The sequence below is a fragment of the Mycobacterium sp. E2327 genome, assembly GCF_001672675.1.
Lineage (GTDB): Bacteria > Actinomycetota > Actinomycetes > Mycobacteriales > Mycobacteriaceae > Mycobacterium.
This window is the reverse complement of record NZ_LZKE01000096.1, coordinates 1-6,841: the sequence shown is the minus strand read 5'-3', so window position 1 is coordinate 6,841 and position 6,841 is coordinate 1. Positions and strand designations below refer to the sequence as shown.

The following is a 6,841-nucleotide window of genomic DNA, read 5'->3' as shown; positions in this document are numbered from 1 at the left end:
GCCGTGTCACCGGTATCGGGCGCCCCTGCCGCGTCGCCGATGATGGCCCGCGGCCTTCCCGCCACCACGGTCGCCGGCATGGAGATGCGTGCATCCGGTGCCGCCGAATTGCCACGCGTCAGCGTGCTCCCTCGCGTGGTCGGATGACCGGAGGGAGGGAGCGGTTACGCAGTTCACCGATAACCAATTAGCAAACATTACAACTGTTTTCGAAGGAGACATGACATGACCACACGATTCATGACCGATCCGCACGCGATGCGGGACATGGCGGGCCGCTTCGAGGTCCACGCCCAGACCGTCGAGGACGAGGCCCGCAAGATGTGGGCGTCCGCGCAGAACATCTCCGGCGCGGGCTGGAGCGGCCAGGCGCAGGCGACCTCGCTGGACACCATGGGCCAGATGAATCAGGCCTTCCGCAACATCGTCACCATGCTGCACGGGGTGCGCGACGGCCTGGCCCGCGACGCGAACAACTACGAGCAGCAAGAACAGGCCTCCCAGCAGGTGCTGGGCAGCTAGCCAACCGATCAAGAGCAGGAGAGACTCGCATGACCATCAACTATCAATTCGGTGATGTCGACGCACACGGCGCCACCATCCGCGCGCAGGCCGCGTCACTGGAAGCCGAGCACCAGGCCATCGTTCGCGATGTGCTTGCCGCCGGGGACTTTTGGGGCGGCGCCGGCTCGACGGCCTGCCAGCAGTTCGTCACCGAGCTGGGGCGCAACTTCCAGGTGATCTACGAGCAGGCCAACACCCACGGTCAGAAAGTGCAGGCGGCCGGCAGCAACATGGCCAGCACCGACAGCACCGTCGGATCCAGCTGGGGCTAGCTACTGGGGTCCGCCTACGGCGTCACCAGGATCTTGCAGTGCCGCTCGGGGTCGGCCAGGTCGTCGAAGGCCTGGCCGACCCCGTCGAGCCCGACCTCCCCGGTGATCACCGGCGTGACGTCGATCTCGCCCTCGGCCAGCGCGCGCAGCGAGTCGCCGAACTCCTCCGGGTTGTAGGCGAGGACGAACTGCACGCTGATCTCTTTAGCGATCGCGAAGAAGGGATGCACGGTGTCGGCCTGCATGCACACCCCCGCGACAACCAGGCGGGTGCCGGGCCGCGCGCGGCGCAGTACGTCATCGATGATTCCCGGCACACCGATCGCCTCGAACACGACCGCCGCTTTGACGGAGTCGAAGGGTGATCCCTGGGCCGCGTCCAGCGTCCGGTGCGCGCCCATCGCGGTGGCCAGCTCGCGCCGCTTCGGGGAAAAGTCGCATGCCACAATGGTTTCCACCCCGCGCGCTCGAAGGGCGGCGATGATCGCGATCCCGATCGGACCGCAACCGAGCACTAGTGCCGTCTCGCCCGGCGTGATGTTGGACTTGTTGACGGCGTGCAATCCCACCGCCATGGGTTCGGTCAACGCGGCATGCTTGTAATCGAGGCCGTTCGGGATGGGCAACAGCAGCGGCGCCGAGAGCAGCATCCGTTCGGCGTAGCCGCCGATCGTGCTGTTGCTGTAGACGATCGGCTCGACGCCCTTGGGAGACAACAGAACCGGAATCGAGGTGACCATGGTGCCCGGCGGATGGGTGTCCGTATCCGGTCCGGCTTCGAGCACCTCGGCGCTGAACTCGTGACCCATGTAGACGTCGCTGTTCAGGTCGACGCCCATGCCGCCGGCGTCGGCCGCCACTTGGGCCGTCATCTCCATCACCTCGTCACCGTGGGCGGCAAAATGCAAGTCGGAGCCGCAGATTCCGCACGCCCGCACGCCGACCAGCACCTGACCCGGGCCGGGCACCGGTTCGGGCACTTCGTCGCGGTAGACCATCCGTCCGTCTCGTAACACCGCAGCGCGCATCAGCTTTCCACGCCTTTCTGCTCGTCGACGTGCTCGGTGATGGCCTTGACGATGGCATCACCGGCGCGCCCGATCAATTGGTCGCGCATGCCCCTGGCCCAGTCGTGCGACGACCGCGACGCCTCGAGCTGTCCCTTGAAGTAGGGAATCACCTTGCGGGCCATCAGGTCATAGCAGTGGTACGTCGCTTCCGGTGAGGCCCAGTCGTGGCCGAGCATCAGCAATGTCCCGAAACCGCCCGACCGTTCGAGCAGGTCTTCGATGTGCGCGATCGCGTCGTCCGGCGTGCCGATGCAGCAATTGCCCTTGGCCGCATAGTCCGCCACGAACTCATACGGCGTCTGCGCCTCGCCGTCGACCTCGTTGGACAGCGGCACGAAGCCCGCCGCGCCGAAGTAGTTCGCGAAATCCTGTAGCCCGTATGTGCAATCCTCGATGGCCTGCTCACGGCTGTCGGCAATGTGCATGATGCTCAAAACGCGCCACGAAGTCCGGTCCGGCTCGTCGCGGCCGACCTTGGCGGCCTGCTCGCGCACCACCTCCCAGGTGTTCTCCAGCGCGGCGTAACCGCCCGGCACCGACATCGACAGCGAGAGCAGCGACGTGCCCAGCGCGCCGGCCAGCCGCGGTCCGGACGGGGAAATCATTGCCGCCGTGGATATCTCCGGGTAAGGCCAGGTGAAGGGGCGGATGTGCAACTGGGCGTCGCGCAGCGTGAACCAGTCGGTGTGGCGGTCGACCCGTTCGGATGGGCCCGCGCGAAACAGCGCCAGGATCGCCTCGAGGGATTCCTGCATCATGTGTCGCTGATCGACCGGGTCGATGCCCATCATGTACGCGTCCGACGGCAGCGCGCCGGGCCCGGTGCCGAACATGACCCGGCCGCGGGTCAGGTGGTCCAGCAGCACCCAGCGGTCGGCCACCATCAGCGGGTGGTGGTAGGGCAGCGACACCACTCCGGTGCCCAGCCGGATGTGCTTCGTGCGCTCCGCCGCGGCGGCGATGAACACTTCCGGGCAGGCGATCAGCTCGTAACCACCCGAGTGGTGCTCGCCGAACCAGGCTTCGTCGAAGCCGAGGCGGTCCAGCGCGACGACGCGCTCCATGTCGTATTCCAATGCGACCGTAGGGGATTGGCCGGTGGGATGAAAAGGCGTAATGAAGACGCCGAAACGCAGCGGGACACCCATCACCATTCCACTCCTTTGAGGAACTCGAGCAGTGCCGCGTTCACCTCGTCGGGCCGTTCTTGCTGCAGCCAATGTCCGGCCCCTTCGATCAGCACCTCGCGGTATGGGCCGGAGATCACCTCCGAAACGCGGTCGCGACTGGTGAACGACAGCACCGGGTCGCCGGTTCCGGCGATAAAGAGGCACGGCACGTCAATCTTCGCGCCGTCGAGATCGGCCGTGGTTTCCCAGTTGCGGTCGAAATTTCGGTACCAGTTCAGGCCGCCGGTGAATCCTGTTCGGGAGAATTCGGCGATGTAATGGTCGAGCTCGTCCTGGCTGATCCAATCCGGCAACCCGTCCGGCTCGGGGAGCCGATCGATGAAGCCTTCGGGTCCGGGGGCGGCCATCCGCAGCAGCGCGTCCGCGCCGCCGGAACCGTTGAGGCCGCCCATCATCCGTCGCATGGTGCGGGCGGGGTCGCCCCCGAGTTCGGCGTCGGCGACGCCGGGCTCCTGGAAGTAGAGGATGTAGAAGAAGTTCTCACCGAACAGCTTGCGCCACGCCCGCGTCGGCGCCACCTGCGAGCGGGGCAGCGCCGGCACGCTGAGCGCGGCGACCGCCGCGACCCGGTCGGGGTGCAACAGCGGCGCATGCCACGCGACGGGCGCGCCCCAGTCGTGCCCGATCCACACGGCGCGCTCGGCGCCGACGTCGTCGAGCAATCCGACCAGGTCGGCGGTCAATTCGTGAATGTTGTACGCCTCGATCGGGTCCGGACGCGACGATCCACCGTAGCCGCGCTGATCGGGCGCCAGCACGTGATAGCCGGCCTCGGCGAGGGCCGGTATCTGGTGTCGCCATGAATAGGCCAACTCGGGAAAGCCATGGGCCAGAATCACCACGGGCGCGCCGCGATCTCCCGCCTCGGTCACCCGCAATTGCACGCCATTTGTGTCTACTAACCGCTGGGTTGACGAAAGCACCGTTTCACCAAATCACAAGGACCCCGGGCTGAGAAGGGCTTTCTTTATCGCCTGAGTCCCATAATTTGGGGATGCGATTGGACCACGTGGTTCTTTGGACGAGGGACGCGCGCGCGGCAATGGATTTCTACTCGAGAGTGGTCGGGCTGACGCCGGAACGTTTCGCCGAGTTCGAGGCCGGCGAGGCGCCGTTCCCGAGCGTGCGGGTGTGCGACGACTCCATCATCGACCTGATGCCGGTTGAGCTGGCCTCGTCCGCGGTGGCCGAGGGAAGTGCCGGCCACCCCCTCAACCACGTCTGCCTCGCGCTGTCGAAAGCCGAATACGACGCGCTGGATGCGCGCCTGCACGCCGCGGGCGTGGACACCGGCGCGCGGCTCACCCACAGTTTCGGGGCCCGAGGGTGGGCACCGCAGACGTACTACTTCGCCGACCCGGACGGCAATGTGGTCGAGGCCCGCTACTACGAGTGATCGCTCGGAGATTGTGTGGTTTGCCACGCCGGGAACCAGACCGGGAACTGCCGCTCGTTATCTCGTGAGAACCGTGACGCCCCGGCTCGCCGGGGCTGGCGATCGACACTAGCCACATGGTGCCGACCCGCTGCGCCCCGGCTCGCCGGGGCTGGCGATCGACACTAGCGGTAGCCTGGACTTTTGCAGCTTCGTGTATCGGGGAAGGACCTGGCCGACGAGGCCGATGATTGATGAACCGGAAAAACGTGATTCGCACCCTCACGGCGATCGCCGTTGTGGTGCTGCTGGGTTGGTCGTTTTTTTACTTTAGCGACGACACCCGCGGTTACAAGCCCGTCGACACCTCGGTGGCGATGGCCCAGATCAGCGGCGACAACGTCAAGAGCGCGCAGATCGACGATCGCGAGCAGCAGCTGCGGTTGACCCTGAAGAAGGGCAACAAGGACACCGACAACTCCGACAAGGTCATCACCAAATACCCCAGTGGATACGCGGTCGACCTGTTCAACGCGCTCAACACCAAGAACGCGAAGGTCAGCACCGTCGTGAACGAGGGCAGCATCCTGGGCGAGTTGCTCGTCTACGTGCTGCCGCTGCTGTTGCTGGTGGGCCTGTTCGTGATGTTCTCCCGCATGCAGGGCGGCGCCCGGATGGGCTTCGGGTTCGGCAAGTCCCGGGCGAAGATGCTCAACAAGGACATGCCCAAGACCACCTTCGCCGACGTCGCGGGCGTCGACGAGGCGGTCGAGGAGCTCTACGAGATCAAGGACTTCCTGCAGAACCCCAGCAGATACCAAGCACTGGGCGCCAAGATCCCCAAGGGCGTGCTGCTCTACGGCCCGCCCGGAACCGGCAAGACGCTGCTGGCCCGCGCCGTCGCCGGCGAGGCCGGGGTGCCGTTCTTCACGATCTCCGGCTCCGACTTCGTCGAGATGTTCGTCGGCGTCGGCGCCTCGCGCGTGCGAGACCTGTTCGAGCAGGCCAAGCAGAACAGCCCGTGCATCATCTTCGTCGACGAGATCGACGCGGTCGGCCGTCAGCGCGGCGCCGGGCTGGGCGGCGGCCACGACGAGCGCGAGCAGACGCTCAACCAGTTGCTGGTCGAGATGGACGGTTTCGGCGACCGCGCCGGCGTCATCCTGATCGCGGCCACCAACCGCCCCGATATCCTCGACCCGGCGCTGCTGCGGCCCGGTCGCTTCGACCGCCAGATCCCCGTCTCCAACCCCGACCTGGCCGGCCGCCGGGCCGTCTTGAGGGTGCACTCCAAGGGCAAGCCGATCGCCCCGGACGCCGACCTGGACGGGCTGGCCAAGCGGACCGTCGGCATGACCGGCGCCGACCTGGCCAACGTGATCAACGAGGCGGCGCTGCTGACCGCGCGCGAAAACGGCACCGTCATCACCGGCCCCGCACTGGAAGAGGCGGTGGACCGGGTGATCGGCGGCCCGCGCCGCAAGGGCCGGATCATCAGCGAGCAGGAGAAGAAGATCACCGCCTACCACGAGGGCGGGCACACGCTGGCGGCCTGGGCGATGCCGGACATCGACCCGGTCTACAAGGTGACGATCCTGGCCCGCGGACGCACGGGCGGGCACGCGGTCGCGGTGCCCGAGGAAGACAAGGGACTGCGGACCCGCTCGGAGATGATCGCCCAGCTGGTGTTCGCGATGGGCGGGCGCGCCGCCGAGGAACTGGTGTTCCGCGAGCCCACCACGGGCGCCGTGTCCGACATCGAGCAGGCCACCAAGATCGCGCGCTCGATGGTCACGGAATTCGGGATGAGTTCCAAGCTGGGCGCCGTCAAGTACGGCACCGAGCACGGTGACCCGTTCCTGGGCCGCACCATGGGAACGCAGGCCGACTACTCGCACGAGGTCGCCCGCGACATCGACGACGAGGTGCGCAAGCTGATCGAGGCCGCGCACACCGAGGCCTGGGAGATCCTCACCGAATACCGCGACGTGCTCGACACGCTGGCCGGTGAGCTGCTCGAGAAGGAAACCTTGCACCGGCCCGAACTGGAGGGCATCTTCTCCGGCGTCGAAAAGCGCCCGCGGCTCACCATGTTCGACGACTTCGGTGGCCGCATCCCCTCGGACAAGCCGCCGATCAAGACGCCCGGCGAGCTGGCCATGGAGCGTGGCGAGCCGTGGCCGCCACCGGTCGCCGAGCCGGCCTTCAAGGCGGCCATCGCCGCGGCCAGCGAAGCCGCCGAGGCCGCCCGCGCGGAGGCCGACAGAAACGCGAACGGCCCCAACGGTTCTCACGGCGGCCAGCCCGGCGGCAATCGAGAGCCCGCTCCGCACGGTCCGACCCAGCCGGACTACGGTGCCCCGGCGGGCT

7 protein-coding genes are annotated in these 6,841 nt (G+C 67.0%); 4 read left to right on the top strand and 3 right to left on the bottom strand.

Annotation, left to right across the window (positions count from 1 at the left end; all coding sequences use genetic code 11):
• The first annotated feature begins 225 nt into the window (after positions 1-225).
• Positions 226-522 (top strand): WXG100 family type VII secretion target, encoded by a 297-nt coding sequence (locus tag A5712_RS10335; protein WP_068104140.1) that lies wholly within the window; start codon positions 226-228, stop codon positions 520-522.
• A 29-nt stretch (positions 523-551) separates the two neighbouring features.
• The gene (locus A5712_RS10330) at positions 552-836 is read left to right on the top strand and encodes a WXG100 family type VII secretion target (protein WP_068104139.1); all 285 of its coding nucleotides are present in this window, start codon (positions 552-554) and stop codon (positions 834-836) included.
• A gap of 14 nt (positions 837-850) precedes the next feature.
• Here A5712_RS10330 and A5712_RS10325 read toward each other — a convergent pair whose 3' ends face one another.
• Genes A5712_RS10325 through A5712_RS10315 form a run of 3 tightly spaced genes read right to left on the bottom strand, consistent with a single transcriptional unit; the run spans position 851 to position 4,019 of the window.
• A complete protein-coding gene (locus tag A5712_RS10325; RefSeq protein ID WP_068104137.1) occupies positions 851-1,864 on the bottom strand; it encodes a zinc-binding dehydrogenase in 1,014 nt (337 codons plus the stop codon).
• Positions 1,864-3,054, bottom strand: coding sequence for an LLM class flavin-dependent oxidoreductase (locus tag A5712_RS10320; protein WP_068104141.1), 1,191 nt, complete (start codon positions 3,052-3,054; stop codon positions 1,864-1,866). Before A5712_RS10320 ends, A5712_RS10325 begins: the two co-directional genes overlap by 1 nt.
• On the bottom strand, positions 3,054-4,019 hold the full coding sequence (locus A5712_RS10315) for an alpha/beta fold hydrolase (RefSeq protein WP_156766505.1): 966 nt from the start codon (positions 4,017-4,019) through the stop codon (positions 3,054-3,056). Before A5712_RS10315 ends, A5712_RS10320 begins: the two co-directional genes overlap by 1 nt.
• Positions 4,020-4,090: 71 nt before the next feature.
• On the opposite strand from A5712_RS10315, the gene A5712_RS10310 reads away from it, so the two are divergent.
• Together A5712_RS10310 and ftsH are read left to right on the top strand one after the other, a co-directional pair.
• Positions 4,091-4,492: a VOC family protein gene (locus A5712_RS10310; protein ID WP_068104133.1), complete on the top strand. Its 402-nt coding sequence runs from the start codon at positions 4,091-4,093 to the stop codon at positions 4,490-4,492.
• Positions 4,493-4,725: 233 nt separating this feature from the next.
• A partial coding sequence (gene ftsH, locus A5712_RS10305) for an ATP-dependent zinc metalloprotease FtsH (RefSeq protein ID WP_068104131.1) occupies positions 4,726-6,841 on the top strand: 2,116 nt, incomplete at its 3' end.